The organism is Denitrovibrio acetiphilus DSM 12809 (assembly GCF_000025725.1).
Taxonomy (GTDB): Bacteria; Chrysiogenota; Deferribacteres; order Deferribacterales; family Geovibrionaceae; genus Denitrovibrio; species Denitrovibrio acetiphilus.
This window is the reverse complement of sequence record NC_013943.1, coordinates 908,828-933,549: the sequence shown is the minus strand read 5'-3', so window position 1 is coordinate 933,549 and position 24,722 is coordinate 908,828. Positions and strand designations below refer to the sequence as shown.

Sequence of the window (24,722 nt, the reverse complement as noted above, 5' to 3'; positions counted from 1 at the left end):
ATAAGCAGAGGGGTACATAAATGCACCCCTCTGACATTTTTGATATGTGTTTGATACGAAATTTACTTAACTTCGACGTATTGTCCGTTTTGTACCTGATAAACAGCAAAACCGGCACCGATAGCGTCGCCTCTTTCATCGAACTTGATTTTTCCGATAGGAGTGTCAACCCAGTTGCTTCTGAGAGCAGCAGTTACTTTATCGTAATCTGTGCTTCCGGCAGCTTTGATAGCTTCTGTTATGGCAACCATAGCAGAATATGCTTCTATGTAAAATGCACCTGGATCTTCGTTATAAGCAGCTTTGTGGTTTGCTATAGCTTGTTTATTAAGCGGATTCATAGAGTTATCTTTAGGTCCGGTGGCATATCCGCCTTCTGCGTATTCTCCGGCAACTTTGATAAATGTATCATCTTTCACACCATCATCAGAGACGAAAGCAGCTTTAACTTTTTTCTTTTTCATAGCTGTGATGATTTTAGAAGCTTCAGGGTGGTAACCGCCGAAGATAACCGCATCAGCCTTGCTGCGTTTAATTTTCTGAACAACAGCAGTATAATCCACAGCACCAGGTGTCACACCTTCAAAAAGTACAACTTCAGCTTTTTTGCCATCTTCGATAAACATTTTAGCAAACTCAGCAAAACCTTTACCGTAGTCCCCTTTATCGTGGATTACAGCGATCTTTTTCGCACTAAGTTTATCAATTGTAAAGTCTACTGCAAGCTTAGCCTGAGCGTCGTCAGGGGCAATTGTTCTGAAAAAGTTAGGATAATCCCCGCTTTTGGTAAGACCGGGGTTTGTTGCAGATGGTGACATAACTGGTATGCCCGCTTCTGTGTATGTACCGAGAGCAGCTTTTGTTGCACCGGAACAAATGTGTCCGAGAACAAATATAACTTTGTCTGTAACAAGTTTATGGGCTGAGTTAACTGCTATTTCAGGTTTACACACGTCGTCGGCTTTGATAAGTTCGATTTGTTTGCCAAGCAGACCGCCGGCAGCATTTACTTCGTTCGCATAGATTTCTGCAGCTTTCGCAGAAGGGATACCATAAGACGCGAGGTCACCTGAGTGAGCTCCGGCAACACCAATCTTAATAGTTTCAGCGTTTGCGACTGATGCTACAGTCATAACTGCTGAAAGAGCGATTACGGATAGAATTTTTCTCATTCTAATTCCCCCTAGATATTAGTTTTTCAAACGTAGGCAGTTATAATAATGAAATAATACTATTCAGTCAAGATTAAGTTTATGCGTAAACACTTGTCTAAAGCCCGACTGGAAAGGATTTTATTCACTTTTTCCTTCTTAACAAAGCCATAGTTTCGAGGTGATATGAGCCGGGAAACATGTCACAAATGACCATATGTTCAATCTTGTAAAACTCTGAAAGTCTTGCAGCGTCCCTTGCAAAAGTGTTCGGGTCGCATGAGATATAGATAAACCTGTCTGCATCACTGTTTTTGATATAATTGCAGACCTCTTTCTCCATGCCGGTACGTGGAGGGTCGGCGACTATCATATCAAGGCTTCTTTTGCCCATACCTTTCATATTTTCACTCATGGCGACATGCCATGTCACATTTTTCAGTTTAGTTCTTTCAGCGAGCCGTATGGATGGGGCATAACTCTCCACCGCATCAATTTTCTCGCATTTTCTTGCCATAGGCAGTGTCAGGTATCCTGAGCCGCAATAAAGCTCCAGCCCAAGACGCCCCTCTGAATGCTCCAGCACAAAATCCTGCAAAGCGTTAGAAATGTATCTGTTCCCCTGCAAAAAGGAGTTAAAGCCTACATAAAAAGTTCCATATCTGGTGTCAAATCCGAGGTGCTTTCTACCTATCGCTTTTTCTCCTGATTTCAGACCGTCAAAGCTGAATTTGGAGTCAAGCGCTGCATCAGTTCTGCCAAGGGCTTCACCTTTTTCATTTTCAGTGATGTATATGTATGATCTCCCCTCAACTGCTCCTGCAAGCTCTTTAGCCTTTTCAATCATAGACTTTTTAATTACGGGACATTCATCTATAGGTATGAAGTCATTTGTCTTGAATTTATAAAATCCTATCTTCCCGTCTCTGATACGGAAAGTTGCTCTGTTGCGGAATTCTTTAAAATCAGCCGAAATTATCTCCGGCTCAGGAAATTCCACTCTGTTCCTCTCCAGCGCATTTTTAAGAAATCCAGCCTTAAGTTCGAGCTGATTCTCATAAGAAATATGCCCGAAGACACACCCTCCGCACTTGCCTATATGCGGACAGTAAAGCTCTCCTCTGAGTGGGGAAGGCTCCGTCAGCTTTACAAGCTCGCCGTAAAGCATGTTAGTTTTGTCTTCTGTGACCTGAAATGTCACAACATCCCCTTTTACAGTATGGGGAATAAAAATCACTCTGCCGTCAGGCATTGTCCCGACACCATAGCCGCCATAGGCTGTGTCGCGAATCTCAGTTTTGTTTATCAATCCATCTTCCTTGCATAATATTTTTGTCCTCTTCGGACTGCTCACCATTTATCTTCTGATAAAGAGGAGGTTCAAAACTCATCTCTCTACCTGCATTCTTACGAAACTCCATAAGAACTATTTTAGGCTTAACATACAGGTCAGGACAGACAGACCTGAGCCTCTTCGGTTCAAAGCCGTATTTGAACCCCGCCTCGAAAAGATCTGCTGTCATATCAGCATCATAGCTGAGATACAAACTACCTGAGTTTTTCAGATAGCTCCTGCAAAACCTGAAGACATCTTCGGCACAAAGCGTCGTAGTAAAACGCGCGTTCAGCTCTGTTTCATCTTCAGGAACTCTGCCTGTGTCAGGGTGCCTGTATGGAGGGTTACAGACTGCTATATTAAACTCTCTGTCTGGCTTATAGGTTCTTATATCGGCATTCACAGGGGTGACCACCTCAAGCTTGTTTTGCTCAACTGTCGTTTTAAGGCAGCTGAACATCCGCTTCTGATATTCAACCGCACACACATCGCTAAACCCCTTTTTAAAAGCAAGCAGAGCAGACACAACCCCGCTCCCAGAGCCTATATCTATAAGCGAGGCTTGCTTTTCAAACTTAACAAACCATGCGAGGTAAACAGCATCCACTGCGAACCTGAATCCCTTTGCCGGCTGGCATATCACCAAATTTTTATCAACTATACTATCATTAGTATTAACCATAATAATAACCATTCCAGATATTATTGACAACGTCAGCCCTGCAATTCATAATATATGTAATCATGTAACACAACGTTGAAACAATACAAAATACAAATTGTGTTATGCTTAATTTAGCTAAAAATATCCTATACAGCGCACAATCAATTTAGTCGGAGTTTATATAATGAACAAAAAAACTGCTTCATTGAACCTTAAACTTATCAGCGTTATACTCTTTAGTTTTATTGTTTTGTCTGGTCTGGTCACTCTTACTGCTGTCGTTCAAAGTAAAAAAAGCCTTACAAGAGCAACCTTTGATCAGCTAAAAGCCATCAGAGAGACACAGTCATTCGCAATAGAAACCTATCTAGACATGATTGGTGATACACTAAAATCAATCGCAGCGCAAGAAAGCACTGTAGCTGCTGTCGAAGAATTTGCCGATGCATTCAGCAATTATGACCAATACTATCAGATCAGTGACACTCTGGTCACAAATGATCTTACGAAAAATTATAATAACGAATACCTCCCCAACGTCAACTATAACATACCAAGAAGCAGCCAGAAAAAAGAGATAAAAAAATATCTGCCCTCTGCAATTAACGGAAGACTGCTTCAGCACACTTACATCTATTCCAACCCAAACCCTGTGGGAGCAAAAGAAAAGCTCACACAGACAGAGGTTATAAGCCCTTACAACACAGCCCACAGAACCTATCACCATTCTTTATACGAAGTTATGAATGAGTTTAATTTCTATGATATTTTTCTGACAGATACTGAAGGGAATGTAATCTATACCGTATATAAAGAGAAAGATTTTGCAACTAACCTTACAAATGACATTTATGCAGAATCAGGACTTGGCGAAGTATTCAAAAAGCTTAAGCCTCTGAAAAAAGGTGAACTCGCTTTTGCTGATTTTCGCCCCTACGAACCAAGTTACAACTCCCCCGCAGCATTTCTGGGAACGCCTGTGTCGGCAAATGGCAAGATCACAGGCTATATGATAGTCCAGCTCCCTGTGGAAATAATCAACGCAATATCTGATTTCGGAGGAAAGTACGAATCCGTAGGCATGGGCAAAACTGGTCTCACAGTTCTTCTCGGCTCAGATATGTACATGAGAAATAATCATAGATTCCTTGATAAATTAAAAAAAGATAACCCCGAAGTTGAAACAGCCGGTACAAGTGTTGGTATAGTAAAAATCAACAGTCGCGCTGCCGGCAACTCTGTCGCAGGACAAGAAGGCGCAGAGATAATTATAAGCGGTATGGGCGAAAAATCATTCACCGCTTACAAACCACTGGATGTCTATGGACAAACATGGGGGATTATCGTTAAAAAAGACTATGCAGAAGCGCTCACAGAAGCCTGGCAGCTTCGCAATCTTATTATTGCGATCTCATGTATCATAACCATTATAGCTTTGGCATTGACCATTATCTTACTTAGAAGAATGGTAATCAGCAAAATCAACCAACTTACTAAAATTACGAAAAATATCGCCACAGGTGAAGGTGACCTCACTCTCAGGATCCCTGTAAAAGGTCACGACGAAATAGCTGAGCTCAGCAAATACTTTAATCAATTTATTGAAAATGTTCAGCACATTGTACGTGACGTCCAGAAATCTGCCGACTCTGTATCGATCGGGACATCAGCTCTCGCCTCCACTACAGAAGAGCTGAACCTCACATTCAACGAGCAGGCCGAAAACGTATCAAGCGTTGCAAGCGCCATGGAAGAGCTGAACTCGACAACAACAGAGATTTCGGACAGCTCTATGAACGCTCTGGATAAAGCGAGAGAATCCGGCGATATAACCGCAGAAGGAAAAGTTAAAATTGAGGAATCTGTCAGCAAAATACAAGATATTATGGAACAGACAAAACTGCTAGGGGAAACCGTATCAAACCTTGCAGGCTCATCTGCTAAGATAGCCGAGATAGTTAACGTTATAAACGACATTGCAGACCAGACAAATCTTCTGGCACTCAATGCTGCAATAGAGGCAGCAAGAGCAGGAGAAGCAGGCAGGGGCTTCGCTGTCGTCGCTGACGAAGTACGTAAGCTAGCAGAGAGAACCCAAAGCGCAACAAGTGAAATAGACGGAATAATAAGCGAATTTAAAAGAGAGACAGCCTCTGCATCCCGCAATATGGCATCAGCAGAAACATCTGTAAACGAAGGTGTCTCTATCATGGGTAAAACAAGCAGCGTATTTGACAATATCGTATGCTCTGTTCAAGAGATAGAAACTGCAAATTCATCTATCAACAATGCAATATCGGAACAGATAACAACTTTAAACTCAGTCACGACTGAGGTTCAGGGGATAGCTTCCAGTGTTGAGCAAAGTTCCAACGCTATAAACGATGTAACTATGACACTTGCCGAACAGGACAAGCAGACAGAAGAGCTGAAGGAGATGGTGAACCGGTTTAAAGTCTGATCATTGTTTGAATATCATATATGTGCCGGTGGCAGCGAGAGCAGTGCCGGCACTTCTGTTTAGAACCTTTCCGGAACGTCTTGACAAAAACCCGCCTGTTTTGCCAGCTATAACACTATAGCTCCCCATAACAACTACAATTACAAAAGACACGAGCAAGCTCACAATCAGAAGGTCAATATGGCTCAATGACGCCAGATTCATAAAATTAGGAAGAAAACCGCAGTAAAAGATGATCACCTTCGGGTTCGAAAGTGTTATGAACAAACCCGCAAAAAAGTTGCCGCGTTTACGTGAAGGCATCTTTATCTGCTGCTGCTCAGGTACAAACCGCCACATCTTATAAGCCAGAAAAAGCATGTAAGCTCCTCCGGCCATTCTCACAACCTGAAATAAAAAGTTAAAATTGCTGGCAAGAGCTGTCAGCCCAAAGACAGCAAATAAAAGATAGACAAGGTCTCCTGCGATCATTCCAACAATAAAAGCAACAGAATTTTTTATATTTTGCCTCATAGCAACAGCTACACAGCCCATCACACCTGGCCCCGGACTGGCTACAAAAAGCGACATAGCAACAAAAAACGTAATCGAACTCTCAACAGTCATCTGGCAGCCTCTTTCAGGATATCTTCAAACTTCATAATATTAACATCAATATCATATTTTTCAAGACATCTCGCTCTTGCCTTTCTCCCAAGGTCTGCACGAAGCCTGACGTTTTCAATAAGGTTTTTTATGTTTGTGTATAATGCATCAATATTCACAGGTTCAACAATAATCCCCGCCTCCCCTAAGATCTCAGAAACTGCTCCAACGTCTGTTGCAATACACGGAAGCCCTGTAAACATAGCTTCAAGAAGAGAATTAGGAAAATTCTCCATAAGGCTAGGCAGTACGTAGATATCGAGACTATCCAAAAATGCAGGTATATCACTCTGAAAGCCACTTAGCACTACATTATCTTCAAGCCCGCTGCCAGTAATATACTCATTAAGCTTATCATGAAGATTTCCTCGACCTGCAATCTTCAAAAGAAAGTTATAACCTTCATCTCTTAGCCTCCTAACAGCCTGTAAAAGATAAATATGCCCCTTCGAGCTTGTAAGCTGGCTGGTCACACCTATCACTACTTTGTGCTTTTGAACATGTTCTTTTGGCAGATAGACAGCCTTGTTTTTACTGTTATAAAGCACATTAATTTTATTAGCATCCATAAAATCAAAACACTGTAAAGCACGCTTCAGACCAGCACTCGGAACAATAACGCCATCTGCGATTTTGTGCATCAGCCTGTCTTCCATACGGTTTCGGATATCTCTTGGGAGCCCTATTCTATGAAAAACGCGCACCCCCGCTATAAAGCAGGCAACAGCACCAACATTCAGGTCCTTTGATATATTCACTATAGCAACATCAATTTTTTTCTTTTTAAGTATTCTGATTATCTTAAATATAGATACCGGATTACACTTCATACCTGGGTTAAAGCATCTTGTGTCGAAACCTGCACGTTTACAGGCAGTATCAAAACCAGTCTCGGGTCGCACCACAGCAGTAACACTATGCCCATTATCCTGTAATGACCTACCAAAATCTAAACTCCATGTTTTGACTCCACCCCAGTTTTTGTTAAAATTGATATAGCAAATATTCATTTAGCCACCTGTATTAAAATGATCAAACATTCATATTGATGTTAAGCTATTTCAAACGCTAGACATGCTCGCTATGGAAAGGTGCGCAGCAAACTAACCTATTATGTTCTCTGTTAATGAAGCAAAGATGAAGATTATTAAGTTTGGTATTTTATTGACGTGTTAAACTGGCATGTTTTATAAATCCAGAACTGAGGCTACTGTCTGTGGCAAATCGGCTATGAGTCTTTTTTGTGAACTCCCATTCAGCAGCAATTGAGATTTTTAATGTTATCAATTTTATTATTCAATTGAAAACAGACATAGGGATGTTGAAGAGAGGTAGACGATTCTACTGACAGATTGATGTTAGGCATAGTTTAGTAATAGTCGCTGTTAACGCTGTTATTAATCAAAATGGCGGTGCATTATAAATATGAACATTAAATATTAAATACATTAAATATTTACTTTCAGCATAAAGGCTTATGTAAACCAGTTTTTACCTGATAAAAAAACGGCTGTTCTACAGAATTTACAGACAAAGAAGCACCCCGCCTTATGAACAGGCATTCATGACCTTTTCTTTTATCCTACAGCAATAGACTTATAGTTTTTTATCTGCAATCTGCCGCTGCATTCTATCAGATCCATCCTGACCACTGTCTTGTAACGTATCATATTCTTCTTTTCGATATTACGAAATGCAGCAGTCCATACAACATCAGCCCTTACAGCATAAACATCCTCGAAAGCTTTGTATTCCACATTTTTTATCTGATGCATAGACTCAGAAAAGCCTGCTTTGATAGCGTCGTACCAGTCCTCAACAGCTTCTCTGCCTTTTGATATTTCGCCATAGTGACTAAGGGCTGCTTCGTGTGCAAAATACTTCTCTACTATGTATTTCGTATCTTCAAGACTGTCTATATCTGAATAGAAGTCATTTATAAAATGATTGATATTATTTTTCATAGCCCCCTCTATGTAACTATACTATAAAAACAAAAAGGGCGCATACATAAGTATACGCCCTTAATATATTGCCTAATGTAAATATAGAAGCAGTAATGAAATTACTTAGCTCTGTACTTCTCAGCTATCTGAACTCTTGTGAGTTCTTTCATAAGCTGTACCTGAGCAGAGTTGAAAGCAGATTCATCCGCCTTACGCTCTTGCTCAAGGTTCTGTTCAGCTTTGAGCTTGCGCTCGATGGCTTCATCAAGATTTATTTCTTGACCAAGTTCGGCATCATCAGCAAGAACTATCACCTTGTTGTTGTTGACTTCAAGGAAGCCGCCTCCGACAATAGCAATATAGTCTATCTGTTTGCCAACTCTGTAAGCCATCTCGCCAACCCTGAGAGCTGTGAGAAGCGGTGCGTGTTCAGGGAGAACGCCAAGGTCACCCTCAACACCGGGAGCTATCACTTCTTCAACATCTTCAGAAAGGATCATCCTTTCCGGTGTAACAAGTTCAAGCCTAATTGTATCAGCCATTATTATTTACCTGCTTTAAGTTTCTCTGCTGCCTCGTAAACTTCGTCAAGACCACCCACCATGTAGAATGCCTGCTCTGGGAGATGATCAACCTCACCATCAAGAACAGCTTTAAAAGCCTTAACAGTTTCTTTAAGAGGAACATATTTACCAGGAGTACCTGTAAACTGCTCTGCAACGTGGAAAGGCTGAGAGAGGAATCTCTGAATCTTTCTAGCTCTTGCAACAGTCATTTTATCTTCTTCAGTAAGCTCTTCCATACCAAGAATAGCGATAATATCCTGAAGTTCTTTATATTTCTGGAGTACAGCCTGAACACCACGAGCAACTGCATAGTGTTCCTCACCTACAACACCAGGGTCAAGGATACGTGATGTTGAGTCAAGTGGGTCAACCGCAGGGTAAATACCAAGCTCTGCAATCTGACGTGAAAGAACTGTAGTCGCATCAATGTGTGCGAATGTAGTAGCAGGAGCAGGGTCAGTAAGGTCATCCGCAGGAACGTAAACAGCCTGAACTGATGTAATAGAACCTTTGGATGTTGATGTAATACGTTCCTGAAGCTCACCCATCTCTGTACCGAGTGTAGGCTGGTAACCAACCGCAGACGGCATACGACCGAGAAGAGCGGAAACCTCAGAACCTGCCTGAGAAAAACGGAAGATGTTGTCAACGAACAGCAGAACGTCCTGACCTTCTTCATCTCTGAAGTATTCAGCGACTGTCAGACCTGTAAGTGCAACTCTCATACGTGCACCAGGCGGTTCGTTCATCTGACCATACACCAGCGCAACTTTACTGATAACGCCGGATTCTTCCATCTCTTCCAAAAGGTCTTTACCTTCACGGGTACGCTCACCAACACCAGCGAAAACTGAATAGCCGCCGTGTTCCTGAGCGATATTATTGATAAGCTCCATAATAAGAACTGTTTTACCAACACCAGCACCACCGAAGAGACCTGTCTTTCCACCCTTTGTGTAGGGTTCAAGAAGGTCGATAACTTTAATACCTGTTTCGAGTATCTCTGTACCTGTATCCTGATCTTCAAGAGTAGGTGCAGGTCTGTGTATAGGCCAGCGGGTTTCTGTCTCAAGAGGACCAGCCTCATCAACAGGGTCGCCGGTTACGTTTATAATACGTCCGAGAACGTTTTTACCAACAGGTGCAGTAATAGCCTGACCTGTATCTTTTGCTTGTGAGCCTCTGACCAGACCTTCTGTTGAGCTCATCGCAACTGTTCTTACGATGTTCTCACCGAGGTGCTGCTCAACTTCACAAATAACTGTGTGGTCACCAATTGTAACTTCAAGAGCGTTGTAAATCTCTGGAAGTTGACCTGTTTCGAACTTAACGTCGATAACAGGACCAATTACCTGAACAACTTTACCTATGTTTTCAGCCATTTCCTTGATCTCCAATTTATTAAGTTTATTCTTTATCCATTAAGTGCTTCTGCACCATTAACAATGTCCAGAATTTCAGTAGTAATAGCAGCCTGACGAGCTTTGTTAAACTGAAGCTCAAGTTTTCTTACAAGGTCACCTGCGTTTCTGGATGCGTTATCCATCGCGATCATCCTTGCGCCGTGCTCGCCCGCTATGGATTCGAGTACAGCAAAGAATACCGTGAAGTTAATGTATCTGGGCATTATTTCTTTAAGCAGAACATCTGCTTTGGGCTCATAGATATAATCTACAGCACCGTCAGCAGCAGCCACCTCAGGAGCCTCAAACGCCAGAGGGAGCACTTTTGTTACTTTACCTACTTGTACAGAGGTAGACTTGAATTCATTGTGGATAGTATATATCTCATCAACTTCTTCGTTAAGATAGTAGTCAACAAGCTTGTCGCCTATCTCACCGGCCTCTTCATAGGTTATCCTGCCGCCAAAGGTGATATACTTCTCAAGCACTTCATATCCGCGCTTTCCGAAAGCATCATTACCTTTTTTACCAACCATTACAAATTTAATGTTTTTGCCTTCATGCTCTTTGATGAAAGCTGTGGTCTTTTTCAGTACGTTTGAGTTGAACGCACCGCAAAGACCTTTGTCACTGGTAATAATGGCAAGACATATGTTCTTTACCTCTGCTTTCTGGGCAAGAAACGGATGGCTCTCAGAGTCAACCTTTTCTGCCATATTGCAGCAGAGTTCATAGATTTTATTCGCATAAGCACGAGCGTCATTCATAGCTTCCTCAGCCTTTCTCATTCTGGCTGCGGAAACCATTTTCATGGCTTTCGTGATCTTCTGCGTATTCTGAACGGATTTAATTTTCCGTTTTATGTCCATTATACCAGGCATTTAAAGCTCCTTACGCTGTAAACATCTTTTTAAATTCTTCTGTTGCCGCTTTCATTTTAGCTGAAAGTTCGTCAGAGATTTTACCTGCTGAAACTATCTCACTGAGAATGTCAGCTTTGTTGCTCTTAAGATATGCGATAAATTCTGATTCGAATTTCAAAAGAGCTGATGTTTCTATACTGTCAAGAAGACCGTTAACACCTGCAAAAATAATAACAACCTGCTCTTCAACTTTAACAGGTTTGTACTGTCCCTGTTTAAGAATCTCAACAAGCTTGGCACCACGTCTGAGCTGCGCCTGAGTGGCAGCATCAAGGTCTGACCCGAACTGAGAGAATGCAGCAAGTTCACGATACTGAGCAAGGTTCAGACGGAGACTACCGGCAACCTGCTTCATCGCTTTGATCTGAGCAGAACCACCAACCCTTGATACAGATATACCAACGTTAACCGCCGGACGTATACCAGAGAGGAAAAGGTCTGACTCAAGGAATATCTGACCATCAGTAATCGAAATAACGTTTGTCGGGATATAAGCCGAAACGTCACTCGCCTGTGTTTCGATAATAGGAAGAGCTGTAAGTGAACCAGCGCCTTCAGCGTCGGAAAGTTTCGCAGCTCTCTCAAGAAGTCTTGAGTGAAGATAGAAAACGTCACCAGGGTAAGCTTCACGTCCAGGAGGTCTTCTCAGAAGGAGTGACATCTGACGGTAAGCAGTAGCCTGTTTTGAAAGGTCATCATAGATGAGCAGTGCGTGCTGCCCTCTGTCTCTGAAGTACTCACCCATTGTAGTACCTGCAAGAGGTGCAATGTACTGCATTGGCGCAGGATCAGATGCAGAAGCGGAAACTATGATAGTGTATTCCATAGCTCCGTGTTTTTCCAGTGTATCTACGATACGTGCAACAGTTGATCTCTTCTGACCAATAGCAACGTAAACGCAGATCATGTTCTGACCTTTCTGGTTAATAATTGCATCGATAGCAACAGCAGTTTTACCTGTCTGACGGTCGCCAATGATAAGCTCACGCTGACCTCTACCGATCGGAATCATAGAGTCGATAGCCTTGATACCTGTTTGAACAGGTTCGTGTACAGGCTTTCTTTTTACGATACCAGGAGCGATTTTCTCGATAACGTCGAACTCTTTTGTTTCGATAGGTCCTTTGCCGTCAATAGGCTGACCAAGTGCGTCAACAACACGTCCGATGAGAGCTTCACCAACTGGTACAGAAGCAATCTTACCTGTTCTTTTAACAGTATCGCCTTCACCGATGTGAGCGTACTCACCCATAATAACGATACCGACGTTGTCTTCCTCAAGGTTGAAAACAATACCGTGTACTCCGCCTGGAAGCTCAAGCAGCTCTCCAGCCATCGCATTTTCAAGACCATAGACTTTGGCAATACCGTCACCCGCGGTGAGGATAGTACCGACTTCTTCCATATCAATTTTCTGGTCGAAGTTCTTAATCTGATCGCGTATGATCTGGCTTATTTCTTCAGCTTTGATCTGCATACAGCCAATCTCCTTAACTTTTGTATTCTTATATCAACTGTTCTTTTATCTTGTTCAGCTGCCCTTTGACGCTAGCGTCGTAAAGACTGCTCTCCACCTGAGCAATTACACCGCCGAGGATGGAGGCATCAACTGTTTCTCTGATGGTAATCTTTTTACCTGTAAGTTTGCTCAGAACGTCGTTCAACGAGCTTTTAGATGCATCGTCCAAAGGTGAAGCGACCGTAACAAACGCCTCTGCTTTCCCTTTGTCCTTCATGTCCATAGCTATAACCTGCTCTGCTATCAGGTGAAGCAGGCTAAGTCTGTTTTTGCTGACGAGAAGAGTAAGAAACTTATAAAGGAATTCATCCAGTGCTCCTCTGTTCTTAAGTTCGTCGATAACGGACTGCTTTGCTTCTTTTTTGATAAGCGGGTTTTTCACCAGAACTTTAAAATCTTCAGACGCATCGTAAAGTGCGCTGATAGCTGAAAGCTGTGCTATGACATCTTCCGCCTTACCGTCTGATTTTGCTTCGGAAAAAAGTGCCTGAGCGTAGCGGCTGGCTATAATGTTCTCTTTCATCCTGCCACCTCCATCTTTTTGATGTACTGCTCAAGTAGTTTCTTCTGAGTTGCTTCATCCAGCTTGCTGCCGAGCTTTGCCTCTGCTGCTTCGATAGCAGCAAGAACAGCTTCTCTTTTCAGAGTAACAGTAGCTTTCTTTGTTTCGGATGCGATTGCATTCTCTGCAAATGCCTGAAGCTTTTCGATCTGCCTTGCGGCATCTTCAAGGATGAGCTCTTTTTCAGCTTCTGCGGCTTTCAAAGATTTCTCTTTCATTGTTTCAAGGTCTTTCTCGAAACCTTCCATCTTAATTTCATAATTAGTAAGCTCAGCCTTAGCATACTCAGCTGCATCATTTGCATCTGCTATAGCTTTTTCAATGTCGGCTGTTCTTTTATCAAGGAAATTAAGGAGAGGTTTTTTAGCGAGTTTGACTATGATGGCAACAAGCACAACAAAAACGATGACTCTGTAACCGAAGTTTTTCCAGAGTGCCGTCATGTCGACTGCGTGCTCGCCACCATGTTCGGCTGCGAATGCCGTAAAAGACACCATAGCCAGTGTGAGTGTTGCAAGAACTTTTTTCACTATCTATCCCTCACTTATTTATGCGGAAAGCATTATTCTATCTACAATCATGTCAGAGATTTCAGCAACCATCGCATTCATCTCATCTTTAGCTTTGGCAGACTGAACGGTAATCTCTGCTCTTGCAGCAGCAACTTTGCCGTCAATTTCAACCTTAACAGCCTGAACTTTGGCAGCAGCTTCTTTTGAAGCATCATCTTTTATTTTTTTGTGATGCTCAGCAAGCTCGACTCTCATCTCTGTCATTTTCTCGGCATAGTCTGCCCTGTACTGCTCAACTTTTTCTTTAAGCTGTTCAGCCTCATCCTTCATGCCGTCAATTTTAGAATCTCTGCCTTCAATAGTAGCAAGGACAGGATCAAGGATCATCTTCTTACCGAGAAAGATAATTACAAGAAACTGAACTATCTGAATAAGTAATGTATAGTCTACATACAGCATGCGGAGCTCCTCCAAATTAATTATGAGTTTTTTTCATAACGGTATTCTGTATCTAAAACAGTATTCTGTATACAGTGTACAAGTTAGATGGATATTTATCAAAACTAGCCTAATAAGTCAACATCAACTTTACAAAAAACCTTTATTAAATCGGGTCTCACATTACAATAATACGTCCACTATGACAATACATAATTTAGTGCTTGCAAGGGACATCATTTTATAAAATAATAAAGGATAATTATTCAAAACAGACTCAAGGTAGCAACTTATGGCAAACAGATCAGACTATATCGCATCAGAACTTAGCAAAATAGTTACTCAGATGCTTAAAAACATGGCTGCGAACAAAGTTAAGGTTTCATCTGCGAATATCAAATCACACCTTTTAAGTGATGAACGCTTTGAAGACCTCATTAAATATGCAATGTGCGGGGGAGAAAAGTCTGACCTGCTCCGTTATGTAACCCCCTTAAAAGGATTCGTAGCTGAAGCATCACTTAAAAATGTCGAAGATCTCGTATTTAATCCGGACAAAGGATTTGACGAAGCACAAAAAACTCTCCTCAATGCACTTAGCGATCACATTATATCCCTTGAAAGACGCCAGCACAAAGTCAGCAATTTCATCGAAGATGTCTTCACAAAATTTGTCGGACTTCAGGCAGAGCTCACCAGCAGCTTCTCGAACAGCATTGACTTTGTCGAAGAAGACCTGGCATTAGACCAGAAACTTCTCGGTGACGCAGAAGACATGCACAAAGTGCTGAAAAGTGAAAACTCTATCGAATATCTCCGAACCAAAATGCTGGAATCATTTTCAAACTTTGTTGACACTTTCGGCAGCAAAACTGAAAGTAAAAAGGGGCGGCTGGACACAATCAACAAAGAGTACACAACAGTCAACTCTGAACTAGAAGACTATAAAAAGCAGGTGTCAAAGCTTCAGAACGACCTCAACAAATATAAAACAGAATCCATAACCGATCATCTCACCTCCCTCTACAACCGTAAATACATGGATATAAAGATGACCGAAGAGATCGACCGTTACAGGAGAATGAATACATCATTCTGCATAATGCTTGTCGATATTGATTATTTTAAAAATGTAAATGACAACTACGGGCACCTTATAGGGGATCAGGTGTTAAAGCATCTTGCAAAGCTGCTTAAAGACAGTATAAGAAAAACTGATTTCGCTTTCCGTTACGGAGGTGAGGAGTTCCTCATAATGCTTACAAATGTTGACGTAAGGAATGCCACCCATGTAGCCGAGCAAATCCGCAAAAAACTTAAAGAAACAAATTTCAGTCTGAAAGAAAATTCTTTCAACGTTACAGCAAGTTTTGGTATTGCCCTCTTTGAAAAAGATGACACACAGGAATCCGTTATAAAGCGTGCAGACGAAAGACTTTATAAGGCTAAACAGACAGGACGAAATAAAATAGTATCCAGCTAACTTATCCCTGAAGACCGCAGTAGACAGCACGTAGAACTTTAAGAGCTGTTTCGGCATCCACAATATCTATGTTATCTGCAAGAGTATTTGACCAGTCTATCTGTTTATCGTCTGCCTTAGAGTATAAATCTGTCCCCTTCTCTGTAAGTTTAACAAGTCTGGCTTTTTTGTGATAAGGATTATTTACGTATGTAATGAGTCCTTCCGTCTCCATCACATCTGCTATCCTCTGCACTCCCTGTCTTGTCTGACCCATTTTTACGGCGATTCTGGAGACTGTCAGCGGTTCTCCGGTCAATGCAAGCGCTCCCAATACTTTCCAGCGTGCACTGGTCAGCCCAAATTCTTTTACGAGCTTATCACCTTCTGCAATAAGAAGCCCATTCAGCTTAAATACCTCAAGTACGATATCTGTATATAGTTTACCAGCTTTTGTATGTTTCATATTACCCCTCTTTACTATTGACAACACAATACCAAAATGACAATATGCTGTCAATATAGCTTCTATACTAAAGGAGAATAAAATGTATAAAATATCAGCCAAAGGCACTAAAATACTCAAGACTTTTCATCTGATATCAGCATCATGCTGGATTGGAGGCTCCGTAGCGCTCGGGTTAATATATTTTCTTAAGCAAGGGCTGACATCTCAGGAAGCTGTTTACGGAATAAATCTGACAATGCATCACCTTGACGTCCTTGTTGTCATAATTCCCGGTGCAATGGGCTGTCTGTTAACAGGACTCCTTTATTCTCTTCTTACAAACTGGGGTTTCATAAAGCATAAATGGATTGTAGTTAAGTGGGTAATCACCGTTTCTGCAATATTGTTCGGAACATTTTATCTGGGACCATGGATACAAAAGATGATATTGATTTCCAGAGATTCTGTCGTGACAGGGAATGAAGAGTATATAAAAATACAACTCCTTCATTTCGTATTCGGGGCAGCACAGTCTGCGGCTTTGATCTTTGCAGTGGTAATCTCTGTTTATAAACCTTGGGGGAGAAGAAAGATCAGATAATCATACCGTCATAAGCGACAAAAGAGTTTTTAAATTCCCTGCGGGCACGAATCCCTATTTCGTCCAGCATAATGTCATTATACTCAGGGTTATGATGAAAAAGTATGAGATTATCCACTCCAGCTTTTTTGGCAAAATCAATACCATGCCTGAATGTGGAGTGTCCCCACCCTACCTTAGACATGTGCCCGCATTTACCGGCATATTCCTCAGGGGTATATGTCGTATCAAATATCAGATAATCGCACCCTCTGGCAAACTCAATGAGAAAGTCATCTTTTTCAGTACCGTGTTCAAAATCTGACGTAAAAAGTATTTTCTTATCAGGAAAAATAATCTTATGCATCAGCACACCGTCAGGGTGGTTTCCATTTGCCGCATGGACACTGATTGCGCCAAACCGGAACTGATCTCCGCTGTCAACAAGATGGATACGGATATCACCCATCAGCTTACTTTTAGGAACCGGGAAAAACGGAGGCTTAAAAAGGACATCAAGAATATCTGTGGATTCCATCTCAACTTTATTTTCCAGATATATATGTATACGCTTTGAGGAGTTGTAAAAAGCCTTGAAAACAGGCATACCTACAATATGGTCCCAGTGGAGATGGGAAAGAAATATATGATATTCATTGAAATTTTTATAGTTATTAAGACTTGAGAGACCCGTTCCTCCGTCGAATACGAGACAGCTTTCGTTGTCAATAGGAGCCATTAGGCAAGTTGTGTTGCCGCCGTATTTAACGAAACTTTGTCCGGCAACAGGCAAAGTCCCCCTAGTTCCCAGCAAATGGAGCATCAGAACCTCTTTGATAAATTAACCTTGTTCCCTTTGTCATTATATTTAACTTCATCAAAGTACATTCTGGTTATAAGAATACCTCTGCCATGAAGTTTCAGAAGACTTTCAGGGTCAGTAGGGTCAGGCAGGCTATCAGCCTTGAACCCTTTCCCTTCATCCTCAATAGACATATTAATGCCTTCTTTGTTGATAGTGTAGGTAAAAGTAACAAGTTTTTTCATTATCGAAGGGGTTGACAGTTTCTCGTTAACCAGATCGTAATAAGTTCCTGATTCCGTCGCATGAAGTTTGTCGTCACCTGTAATGCCCATATTTCCGTGCTCAATGGCATTAGTAAGCATTTCAGACAGCCCCACACGCACTTTTTCCAGAGATGAAAAATCCAGAAAATAAACAAAATCTTTAGTAAGTGAAAAAACAACCTTTTCAATGTTAAAAATATCATTTTTGATTTTAAAAGTTTTACTGAGACAGACAGGAAAAGCAGACACTGCGGCAAATTCAAAGCAGCCTGAATGAGTTACAGCATCTACGAGACACCGTAGATGTATGTACTCAAAATCCTTCGGCAGCTTATACAAGTCCCGCCTGTTGAGCTTTTCAGAGCCGATAAAACACACCGGAATATCCTTCAGACCATCAATGGAAATTTCTGAGGTCATATCAGTAATATAGACCACAGAGGCGGCATCATATTCAAACTGCTGCGCGCTATTGATGATATCAGCTATAAACTTTTCACGGGCGCAAAAGTCCTTTATCTTCTCTAAAAGCTTGCTATCATTAATAAAACATGTTAGTTTTTTCATAAGCAGATTATAACACAAAGATTAACAGCAGGTCAATCATGTTGCGTGGCAAAGACATTTTTCGTAAGTATGACATACGAGGCGTTTACGGAAAAACTCTCAATTGCAATACCGCTGAATCAGCGGCAAAAGCATTTGCTACTCAGGTTATATCCGAAACCGGGGAAAAACACCCAACTCTCTCTGTCGGGCGGGATGTAAGAGAGTCATCCTCAGACCTCTTCGAGGCTGTCTGCAACGGGCTTACCTCTTCGGGGGTAAATGTTGTCGATCTTGGTGTATGCCCCTCCCCTCTGGCGTATTTCAGCATGTACAGCGAACAGACAGACGGTTATATAATGATTACCGGAAGCCATAACCCGCCGGAGTTCAACGGCATAAAAGTCGGCACCAAAAATACTGTCTATCACTCAGAAAAGATAGAACAGATATACACAGATATCATAATGAAAAACTTCCCTAAAACTGATAAAAAAGGATTTATCCGAATTGCAGACATAAAAATAGATTACATAAATTACCTGAACGAACATTTCAAAGCTCTTAAAGACCAGATCAAAAAACTTTCTTACATTCCCAAAATAGTAATTGATGCAGGCAGCGGAACTGCTTCGGACATCGCTCCGGTCATCTTCAAAAATTTGGGAGTGGAAGTTCACGAACTTTACTGCACACCTGACGGTTCATTTCCCGGTCATCACCCCGACCCCACTGTTGAAAGCAATATGGCAGAAGCAAAAGAGCTTCTGTTAAAGATCGGGGCTGACTTCGCTGTCGGCTTTGACGGTGATGCGGACAGGCTTGGCGCCCTCGACAACAAAGGGCGTATGATGTGGGGAGACCAGCTCATAGGTGTATTTGCACATGATATAGCCCAGCATAATCAGGGTAGAAAAATTGTCGCTGATGTTAAGGCGAGCAAAGGGCTTTATGAGCACATTGAAGCTATCGGGATGGTTCCTGTGATGTACCTGTCAGGACATTCTATGATTAAAGAAAAGATGAAACAGGAGAAAGCTGTCCTCGGCGGTGAAATGAGCTCCCATTTTTTCTTTGCAGACAGATATTTTGGCTTCGATGACGGCATATATGCATCTGTCAGACTCCTCGAAGCATACGTAAAGATGCTCACAAACGGGACAATCAGATGCTCTGCCGACATGACAGATATAATCCCCGCATACATAAACACTCCGGAGATAAGAAAAAAGTGTCAGGATGAAGTTAAATTTCAGATTATCAAAGAACTCGAAAGAAAATTCATAAAATATCTGCGTGACAATACTTATGAAATAACAGATATTATCAGCATAGACGGATTGCGCATAACCTTTGATAGCGGGTGGGCGCTTATAAGAGCAAGCAACACAGAACCCCTTCTCGTTACCAGATATGAGGCTGTCAGCAAAAAAGATCTGCACAACATAAGACAAATAGTTGAAAGAGAGATTAAAGAAACTAAATATGATATACAGAAAAAAGACCAGACAGGTTAATGTTGGCAGTGTGACTATCGGTGGGAACGCTCCGGTAAGCATACAGTCCATGACGAATACAGACACCAGAAACACAGAAGCAACCATCAGCCAGATAAAAGCACTAACAGATGCAGGCTGCGAAATAGTCCGCTGTGCGGTTATAGATCAGCAGGCAGCAAAGGCTTTCAGAACTATAAAAGACATGTCGCAGATTCCTGTTATTGCAGACATTCACTTTGACCACAAACTTGCTATAGCTGCTATGGAAAACGGAGCGGATGCGGTTCGGATAAACCCCGGCAACATCGGCAGCAGCGCAAAAGTGAAAGCTGTAGTCGAATGCGCAAAGGCAAATAGCTGCTCCATAAGAATCGGAGTTAATGCAGGCTCACTGGAAAAGGATCTGTTGAAAAAATATGGAGTATGTGCCGATTCACTTGTCAGGTCAGCCGAGAAACATGTAAAACAGCTTGAATCATTCGGATTCAACGACATAAAGGTATCACTTAAGGCAAGCAGTGTTCCGCTAACTTATCAGGCTTATAAAAAATTTTCCCAAACCTCTGACTATCCACTGCATATAGGCGTAACAGAAGCAGGTACTTTTTTCGCCGGAAGTATAAAATCTTCCGCCGGCATAGGAGCTCTTCTTCTGGAAGGCATAGGCGATACGTTCCGTATTTCACTAACAGGTGACCCTGTTGAAGAGATCCGTGTCGGGTGGCAGCTTCTGAATGCTCTCGGCATCAGGCGAAGAGGACCAGAGATAATATCATGCCCAACCTGCGGACGCACTGAGATAGAGCTTGTCAAACTTGCCGAAGAAGTGGAAAGAAGGTCTGCAAACCTCAAAAGCACAATAAGCATAGCCGTCATGGGCTGCGCTGTTAATGGCCCCGGTGAAGCAAGAGAAGCAGACTACGGCATTGCCGGCGGACGGGGGGTAGGACTCATATTCAAAAAAGGGGAGATCATAAAAAAAGTTTCGGAAGAGATGATAATTGACGAACTTTTTGGTATCTTGAAAACAGATAACGTCGAATAAGCACAAGGAGAAAACAGTGACACTAGCAGAACGTCTGGCAGATTTGATTATTTTTGAAACAGCGAACGAGCGTGATCTTGAAAGGCTTGCAAGCTTTTGTAAGGTCAAAAAGTTTTTAAGAGACGAGGTCGTGTTTCACAAAGGTGATGTAGGAACCGATCTATACGCTGTCCTTTCAGGTGTTTTTCGTGTTGTAATAATCGACGACAAAGGGGACGAAATTATTCTCGCACCTGTTAAACCCGGTGAAGTTGTTGGTGAAATGAGCATGATAGACGGGCTCGGGAGAACAGGAACACTGATAGCTGACGTAGAGTCTGAAATTGCCCTTATACCCAGAAAGGCATTCAACGAGATCATGCAGAAAGACTTCAACGTGACATTGTACCTGCTGGAGACACTAACTGAAAGGCTCCGCAAAGCTGATGAACTCATAGAATCCCTCGCTTTTCTTAATGTAAAAGAGAGGATTACGAAATATCTTATAGAATCCATAGTCAAAGGCACAGAGGCCAAAGACGGCTATTTCCAAATCAAGAAATACACCCATCAGGAGCTTTCGAATCTCATAGGTGCATCAAGGGAATCTGTCACAAAATGCCTCAAAATCCTCACTCTGGAAGGGGTAGTAAAAATAAAGCAGGACTGCATGCTCATCAAAGAGCCGACTATGATTTTTTAACTCCCTTGTCTTCAAATAGCTGGCATTCCATACCAGAGCTGCGGTATACGCTGTAAGATGGGAGCTGCTGCCTTACTTTAAAGTTATAAGCTCTACAGCCATAAGGGAAATTCTCATCCCAGGTGATGTAAAAGTGTTTACATTTCCTGCAATTAATCCTTTTCAAATCGGACTGCTCCTATATTATATAAGATAACTTATTTTATACTCGGAGTTGTACATGTTTGTAAACTATAGAACTGATATTTTGGAAAATGCTGTTGCCGAACTCAAAGGAATGCTTGATACAAACAGGCAGAAGATTAAAGAGCTTTTAAACAGCAATAACAAAACCTACAAAGGATTTATACGCCCTCTGACAGAACTTGGCTCACATATAAACGAATTTTTCACCCCTGTATACCTGCTCAACAGTGTAAATAATTCTGACAAAACCCAGGAGGTATTCAACGCATGTATCCCCCTGCTGACAGAATATCAGACAGAACTGGGGCAGAGTACAGAGCTTTATGAAGCAGTGAAGGCTGTAGCAGAAACAGAAAAAGGACATCTCAACCAAACACAGAAAAAAGTCATGGACGATATGCTGAAAGAATTCCGGCTTTCCGGCGTTCACCTTCCGTCAGACCATAAAAAAAGGCTGATGGAGATCAATCTGGAGTTAAGCCGACTCAGTACGGATTTTAGTCAGAATGTCCTTAAAGATACGGACAGCTTTGAAATATTTTTAGACAAACCTGAAGATGTCGAAGGCATCCCAGCCCCCGACCTTAAAGCTGCAAAATGTGAGAACGGCTGGACGTTTACTCTAAAAATGCCTAGCTATATCGCCTATATGACTTACGGCCCCAATAGAGAAATACGAGAAAAGCTTTACAAAGCTTACACAACGAGGGCACCGCAGAACAGTGAAATCATAGAAAAGACACTAAAACTTAAAAAAGAGAAGGCACAGATTTTGGGCTTCGAAAAATTCAGCGACCTTTCGCTGGAAACCAAAAATGCGGACTCGCCTGAAACAGTCATAGCTTTTCTTAATGATCTCGCAGAAAAAGCGTATAAACAAGCTGAACAGGAGACTAACGAACTACGGGCATTGTCCGGTCTGAAGGACATTCAGGCATATGATGCAGGTTTCTACTCCGAAAAGCTGCGCCTCCAGAAATGCGGTTATGACGAGCAGCTGTACAGACCGTATTTTGAACTGAACAATGTAGTCAGCGGGCTATTTACTTTTATCGAAAAGATATTCGGCATCAGTTTCAAAAAAACTGACGTTCCAGTATGGCACGAAAGTGTCAAAGCATATGACATAAGCAGAAACGGAGAAACATTTGCGAGGATATACACAGACCTGACCTTTCGCAAAGGCAAACGTGACGGCGCATGGATGAACGACTGGCAGGTAAGACATCTTGACAAAGATGATAAAATGCACCCCGCCACAGCAATGATTTGCGCTAACTTCCCACAGGAGAAAGCCGACTCCCCTTCACTGCTTGGGCACCGTGAGGTTGTCACCCTCTTTCACGAAACAGGACACGCCCTTCACCACCTGCTCAGCGAAATTGACGAAGTTGATGTCAGCGGCACAAACGGTGTTGAATGGGATGTTATTGAGTTTCCTTCACAATTTCTGGAACTTTTCGCATACAATCCTGATGTCCTTAAAATGTTTGCAAGACATTACGAAACAGGAGAAATCATCCCTGATGAAATGATAGAGAAGCTCGATTGTGTGCGCACGTTCATGTCTGCAACAGCTCTTCTGCGGCAGCTTGAATTCGGACTTTTCGACATGAACATCCACGCAGACGCACTGACAGCAGAGCAGGTTCAGAAAGAGCTGGACAAAGTACGCGAAAAAACATCGATGATCAAACCACCTTCATATAACAAATTCCAGAACGGCTTCAGCCATATTTTCGGAGGCGGATACGCAGCCGGATACTACAGCTATAAATGGGCTGAGAGATTGTCATGCGACGCCTATAGGATATTTCTTGAAAACGGCGTTTTTGACAAAAAAACCGGAGAAAGTTTTTTGAGTAACATCCTGAGCAAGGGCGGCTCTGCTGACCCTATCGAACTTTTCAAAAAGTTCTCAGGCAGAGAGCCGGATAACAAAAGCCTGTTAATCATAAACGGCATCAATCCCGCTTAATGCCCAACCTGATTGATAACATTAAGATACCGCCTGTACTGTTCGTTGCTGACTGATGATTTCCAATAACCTGCCGACATGGCGGAAATAACGGTCACAGCGAGCAGTCCGGCAATGATATAAGGTAGATAAGAATGTTTCAAACCACCCGTAACCCTAAGGCACTCGTCATTATGCCTGTTTGAAACACAGTCGAAACAACCAAAACATTCAGGGCTGTCAATTCGCCCCTTCTGGTGCACCTGAATATCATTGGGACATACGGCTGTGCACTTCCGGCAATCCACGCATGCGGACGCATCACGCTTAACTTTGAACGGCGATAAAATAGAGATCAGTCCAAGCAAAGCTCCATAGGGACAGAGCAGCCTGCACCACACATTCTTTGAAATAAGTGTCAGAAGAAGCACCACAGCGAGCACAATAATAGTGGTTCTCGACGGAGGCATAAAAAAATACATCATCTTAGCATCTGCCACTATATTAAAAGGTGCTTTAAGGAATGAGTCAATTGACCTGACAGACATCTGCCATAGGATCATGTAGCCGAAAAAACCAAGAATCCCGTACTTCACAACGGTGAGTATATGAAACAGATACTTATTGATTCTGATTTTTTTACTTAAGAGCGATATACTTTCTGAAATAAAACCCACAGGGCATATATGACTGCAGAAACTCTTTTTAAATATAATACTCACCAGAATAATAAATATAAAAAGTGTCAGTCCCGCTGGGTGTATGAAGTCATATGCACCCGTCATAATGAACTTTTTAAATGACATAAGAGCACTGATAGGTAGAAATCCCTCAACAACCCCCGGTCTTGTACCGGTCATGATACCTTGCTTAAGTTCTTGGATGTAAATCATAAATCTGACTCCGCCAGTAATAATCACAACCAGAAATATAAGCTGAATGAAAAATCTGCGTTTATTCATAATGTCTCCTTTTACATAAACAGATAGACCCCCCTGTATGCTTTTAATTCATATAAAAACAAAATTAACATTCTTTACATATTCACAGAAGTTTAACAACAATATGCAAATTATATATTGAAATATTTCATATATGAATTATAATGCCCAAAACTCGGAGG

General features: G+C 41.9%; 24 protein-coding genes. 7 read left to right on the top strand and 17 right to left on the bottom strand.

Features of this window, described 5'->3' with window-relative positions:
* Nucleotides 1-62 precede the first annotated feature (62 nt).
* The 3 genes from DACET_RS04485 to DACET_RS04475 form a co-directional block, all read right to left on the bottom strand.
* Nucleotides 63-1,172, bottom strand: a complete 1,110-nt coding sequence (locus tag DACET_RS04485; protein ID WP_013010202.1) for a branched-chain amino acid ABC transporter substrate-binding protein — start codon at nucleotides 1,170-1,172, stop codon at nucleotides 63-65.
* A 124-nt stretch (nucleotides 1,173-1,296) separates the two neighbouring features.
* Nucleotides 1,297-2,460 (bottom strand): class I SAM-dependent RNA methyltransferase, encoded by a 1,164-nt coding sequence (locus DACET_RS04480; protein WP_013010201.1) that lies wholly within the window; start codon nucleotides 2,458-2,460, stop codon nucleotides 1,297-1,299.
* Complete coding sequence (locus DACET_RS04475) at nucleotides 2,444-3,199, bottom strand: tRNA1(Val) (adenine(37)-N6)-methyltransferase (protein WP_148214143.1); 756 nt, start codon at nucleotides 3,197-3,199, stop codon at nucleotides 2,444-2,446. The genes DACET_RS04480 and DACET_RS04475 overlap by 17 nt, the downstream gene beginning before the upstream one ends.
* 136 nt (nucleotides 3,200-3,335) lie before the next feature.
* Between DACET_RS04475 and DACET_RS04470 the strand changes: the two genes are divergently transcribed.
* Nucleotides 3,336-5,612 carry a methyl-accepting chemotaxis protein gene (locus DACET_RS04470; protein ID WP_013010199.1) on the top strand — a complete coding sequence of 759 codons (2,277 nt, stop codon included), beginning with the start codon at nucleotides 3,336-3,338 and terminating at the stop codon, nucleotides 5,610-5,612.
* On the opposite strand, the gene DACET_RS04465 is transcribed toward DACET_RS04470, so the two are convergent.
* From DACET_RS04465 to DACET_RS04420, 10 genes are all read right to left on the bottom strand, one after another.
* A complete protein-coding gene (locus DACET_RS04465) occupies nucleotides 5,613-6,218 on the bottom strand; it encodes a LysE family translocator (protein WP_013010198.1) in 606 nt (201 codons plus the stop codon).
* Nucleotides 6,215-7,267 carry a glycosyltransferase family 4 protein gene (locus DACET_RS04460; protein WP_013010197.1) on the bottom strand — a complete coding sequence of 351 codons (1,053 nt, stop codon included), beginning with the start codon at nucleotides 7,265-7,267 and terminating at the stop codon, nucleotides 6,215-6,217. Before DACET_RS04460 ends, DACET_RS04465 begins: the two co-directional genes overlap by 4 nt.
* Before the next feature lie 567 nt (nucleotides 7,268-7,834).
* Nucleotides 7,835-8,221, bottom strand: coding sequence for a hypothetical protein (locus DACET_RS04455; protein WP_013010196.1), 387 nt, complete (start codon nucleotides 8,219-8,221; stop codon nucleotides 7,835-7,837).
* Between the two features lie 101 nt (nucleotides 8,222-8,322).
* Nucleotides 8,323-8,745 carry a F0F1 ATP synthase subunit epsilon gene (locus tag DACET_RS04450; RefSeq protein WP_013010195.1) on the bottom strand — a complete coding sequence of 141 codons (423 nt, stop codon included), beginning with the start codon at nucleotides 8,743-8,745 and terminating at the stop codon, nucleotides 8,323-8,325.
* A 2-nt stretch (nucleotides 8,746-8,747) separates the two neighbouring features.
* Nucleotides 8,748-10,151 carry a F0F1 ATP synthase subunit beta gene (atpD, locus tag DACET_RS04445; protein WP_013010194.1) on the bottom strand — a complete coding sequence of 468 codons (1,404 nt, stop codon included), beginning with the start codon at nucleotides 10,149-10,151 and terminating at the stop codon, nucleotides 8,748-8,750.
* Nucleotides 10,152-10,183: 32 nt separating this feature from the next.
* A complete protein-coding gene (atpG, locus tag DACET_RS04440) occupies nucleotides 10,184-11,053 on the bottom strand; it encodes an ATP synthase F1 subunit gamma (RefSeq protein ID WP_013010193.1) in 870 nt (289 codons plus the stop codon).
* A gap of 10 nt (nucleotides 11,054-11,063) precedes the next feature.
* Nucleotides 11,064-12,572, bottom strand: coding sequence for a F0F1 ATP synthase subunit alpha (gene atpA, locus DACET_RS04435; RefSeq protein ID WP_013010192.1), 1,509 nt, complete (start codon nucleotides 12,570-12,572; stop codon nucleotides 11,064-11,066).
* Nucleotides 12,573-12,600: 28 nt separating this feature from the next.
* On the bottom strand, nucleotides 12,601-13,137 hold the full coding sequence (gene atpH, locus DACET_RS04430; RefSeq protein WP_013010191.1) for an ATP synthase F1 subunit delta: 537 nt from the start codon (nucleotides 13,135-13,137) through the stop codon (nucleotides 12,601-12,603).
* Complete coding sequence (locus tag DACET_RS04425) at nucleotides 13,134-13,706, bottom strand: F0F1 ATP synthase subunit B (RefSeq protein ID WP_013010190.1); 573 nt, start codon at nucleotides 13,704-13,706, stop codon at nucleotides 13,134-13,136. Before DACET_RS04425 ends, atpH begins: the two co-directional genes overlap by 4 nt.
* Before the next feature lie 18 nt (nucleotides 13,707-13,724).
* Nucleotides 13,725-14,147 (bottom strand): F0F1 ATP synthase subunit B, encoded by a 423-nt coding sequence (locus DACET_RS04420; protein WP_013010189.1) that lies wholly within the window; start codon nucleotides 14,145-14,147, stop codon nucleotides 13,725-13,727.
* Nucleotides 14,148-14,418: 271 nt separating this feature from the next.
* On the opposite strand from DACET_RS04420, the gene DACET_RS15400 reads away from it, so the two are divergent.
* Nucleotides 14,419-15,609, top strand: coding sequence for a GGDEF domain-containing protein (locus DACET_RS15400; RefSeq protein ID WP_013010188.1), 1,191 nt, complete (start codon nucleotides 14,419-14,421; stop codon nucleotides 15,607-15,609).
* A 1-nt stretch (nucleotide 15,610) separates the two neighbouring features.
* Here DACET_RS15400 and DACET_RS04410 read toward each other — a convergent pair whose 3' ends face one another.
* Complete coding sequence (locus DACET_RS04410) at nucleotides 15,611-16,054, bottom strand: MarR family winged helix-turn-helix transcriptional regulator (protein WP_013010187.1); 444 nt, start codon at nucleotides 16,052-16,054, stop codon at nucleotides 15,611-15,613.
* Between the two features lie 82 nt (nucleotides 16,055-16,136).
* On the opposite strand from DACET_RS04410, the gene DACET_RS04405 reads away from it, so the two are divergent.
* Nucleotides 16,137-16,637, top strand: coding sequence for a hypothetical protein (locus DACET_RS04405; RefSeq protein ID WP_013010186.1), 501 nt, complete (start codon nucleotides 16,137-16,139; stop codon nucleotides 16,635-16,637).
* On the opposite strand, the gene DACET_RS04400 is transcribed toward DACET_RS04405, so the two are convergent.
* Complete coding sequence (locus DACET_RS04400) at nucleotides 16,630-17,439, bottom strand: MBL fold metallo-hydrolase (protein WP_013010185.1); 810 nt, start codon at nucleotides 17,437-17,439, stop codon at nucleotides 16,630-16,632. The two genes, DACET_RS04405 and DACET_RS04400, sit on opposite strands and share 8 nt — an antisense overlap.
* The gene (locus DACET_RS04395; protein WP_013010184.1) at nucleotides 17,439-18,251 is read right to left on the bottom strand and encodes an ATP-binding protein; all 813 of its coding nucleotides are present in this window, start codon (nucleotides 18,249-18,251) and stop codon (nucleotides 17,439-17,441) included. The genes DACET_RS04400 and DACET_RS04395 overlap by 1 nt, the downstream gene beginning before the upstream one ends.
* A 38-nt stretch (nucleotides 18,252-18,289) precedes the next feature.
* On the opposite strand from DACET_RS04395, the gene DACET_RS04390 reads away from it, so the two are divergent.
* The 4 genes from DACET_RS04390 (at nucleotide 18,290) to DACET_RS04375 (ending at nucleotide 23,620) form a co-directional block, all read left to right on the top strand.
* The gene (locus DACET_RS04390; protein ID WP_013010183.1) at nucleotides 18,290-19,747 is read left to right on the top strand and encodes a phosphomannomutase/phosphoglucomutase; all 1,458 of its coding nucleotides are present in this window, start codon (nucleotides 18,290-18,292) and stop codon (nucleotides 19,745-19,747) included.
* Nucleotides 19,716-20,774, top strand: a complete 1,059-nt coding sequence (gene ispG, locus DACET_RS04385) for a flavodoxin-dependent (E)-4-hydroxy-3-methylbut-2-enyl-diphosphate synthase (protein ID WP_013010182.1) — start codon at nucleotides 19,716-19,718, stop codon at nucleotides 20,772-20,774. The genes DACET_RS04390 and ispG overlap by 32 nt, the downstream gene beginning before the upstream one ends.
* Nucleotides 20,775-20,790: 16 nt before the next feature.
* Complete coding sequence (locus DACET_RS04380; RefSeq protein WP_013010181.1) at nucleotides 20,791-21,456, top strand: Crp/Fnr family transcriptional regulator; 666 nt, start codon at nucleotides 20,791-20,793, stop codon at nucleotides 21,454-21,456.
* 220 nt (nucleotides 21,457-21,676) lie between these two features.
* Nucleotides 21,677-23,620, top strand: a complete 1,944-nt coding sequence (locus tag DACET_RS04375) for a M3 family metallopeptidase (protein ID WP_013010180.1) — start codon at nucleotides 21,677-21,679, stop codon at nucleotides 23,618-23,620.
* On the opposite strand, the gene DACET_RS04370 is transcribed toward DACET_RS04375, so the two are convergent.
* Nucleotides 23,617-24,561, bottom strand: a complete 945-nt coding sequence (locus DACET_RS04370) for a 4Fe-4S binding protein (protein ID WP_013010179.1) — start codon at nucleotides 24,559-24,561, stop codon at nucleotides 23,617-23,619. The two genes, DACET_RS04375 and DACET_RS04370, sit on opposite strands and share 4 nt — an antisense overlap.
* Nucleotides 24,562-24,722: the final 161 nt, after the last annotated feature.